2 protein-coding genes and 1 pseudogene are annotated in these 1,602 nt (G+C 54.2%); 2 read left to right on the forward strand and 1 reads right to left on the reverse strand.

What is annotated here, in order from left to right; translation table 11 throughout:
* A pseudogene (locus AC1DWI_RS22430) lies at nt 1-334 on the reverse strand (hypothetical protein); the annotation flags it as partial.
* A gap of 122 nt (nt 335-456) precedes the next feature.
* Here AC1DWI_RS22430 and AC1DWI_RS22435 point away from each other — a divergent pair.
* Entirely contained in the window at nt 457-1,212 is a 756-nt protein-coding gene (locus AC1DWI_RS22435) for a glycosyltransferase family 2 protein (protein ID WP_477725818.1), read from the forward strand.
* A partial coding sequence (locus AC1DWI_RS22440; protein ID WP_477725819.1) for a glycosyltransferase occupies nt 1,209-1,602 on the forward strand: 394 nt, incomplete at its 3' end. The genes AC1DWI_RS22435 and AC1DWI_RS22440, both read left to right, overlap by 4 nt.

Below are 1,602 nucleotides of genomic sequence, written 5' to 3' on the forward strand. Positions count from 1 at the left end.
GGATGATCTCAAGCAGCTTGCCATATTTTCCAACCGAGCTCAATGCATCGGTCAGTGGCGCAACGGTCCATATCAGGCTAAGCGTGAACGCGAACAGGATGACCAGCACGGCGATTGGTACGCGCAACCCTGCAAGCGGATTCTTGTATTGCCCGGTTTGTCGCATGGCCAGCAGGGTAGCGAGCCCGCAAAGCACCAGCAAAAGCTTGGCAATACTGATTATTGCCATAGACAATCCAATAGAGGCCGTGGCTAAGCAAATAATGGCGAGCCGAAAATTGAGCGTCTTATTTAACAAAATGGTCGCAGTCAGTACCTGATGAGCAGCCCGCATTATCGGTGATTCCACACTTGCCGACGAGGGGGCGCGTACGGGTCCTCTGCTATGCTGTCAGGGGATGAAGCAACGCGACTTCACTGGTAAATCCCCCTTGTGATCTTCTGAGTAGGCATTCGTTGGCAAGCTTGTCCGTAACCATCATCACCAAGAATGAGGCCCATAACATGGAGGCCTGTTTACGCTCGGTAGCTTTCGCCGATGAGGTCGTGGTCCTCGATTCAGGCAGCAGTGATGGAACTGTGGCCATTGCCAGGTCCATGGGAGCTCGCGTCAGCATCGACCATGACTGGCCGGGGTTTGGTGCCCAGAAAAACCGCGCATTGGCCCTGGCGAGTTCCCAATGGGTTCTTTCTCTGGATGCGGACGAAAGAGTTACCCCCGAGCTTCAGCGTGAAATCATCAAAGCGCTTCAGGCGCCGGCGTTTGACGTCTATTCTTTTCCTCGTCTTTCCAGCTATTGCGGGCAATATATGCGGCATTCCGGCTGGTATCCCGATCGTGTGACGCGACTGTTTCGGCGCGAGAGTGCCCGTTTTTCGGATGATCTTGTCCATGAAAAAATTCTTACGTCGAACCCGGTAGGGCAGTTGAACTCCTCCCTGCTCCACGAAAGTTTCGCAAACTTTGAGTCGGTTCTCGACAAGGCCAACCGCTATTCCAGTGCCGGTGCCCAAGTGCTGCACAGCAAGGGTAAAAAATCATCGATCAGCAAAGCGCTCGGCCATGGTTTTTGGGCATTCTTTCGAACCTATTTTTTGCGCTTGGGTTTCATGGACGGGCGCATGGGGCTTGTGCTTGCCATTTCAAATGCCGAAKGTACCTATTACCGCTACCTGAAGCTTTGGTTGCTGCAACGGAATTCCGGCAAGTGAACGAGCACACCGTGAAGGTCAGCTTTATTGTGCTGACCTATAACCGAACCAATGCGTTGCTGGTTGTTTTGAAGTCACTCGCAGGTCAATGCGGGCCGGCGCATGAAGTCATCATTGCCGATGATGGATCTCGCGCGGATGAAGTGGAGATGCTCCATAAGCAATGTCCGGACTTCAACTGCTCCGTCCGCCACGTTTGGCACCCTGACGTGGGCTTTACCGCAGCGCAGGCTCGCAACCTCGGAGCCAGTCTGGCTACGGCCGACTATCTGGTTTTTCTTGATGGAGACTGCGTTCCCGGGCCGCGCTTTGTGGCGGAGCATGCTCGCCTCGCCGAGCCAGGATGTTTTGTCAACGGAAGCCGGGTATTGATCAGCCAACGTCTTACAG

It is taken from the genome of Polaromonas sp. P3_C2 (assembly GCF_056402675.1).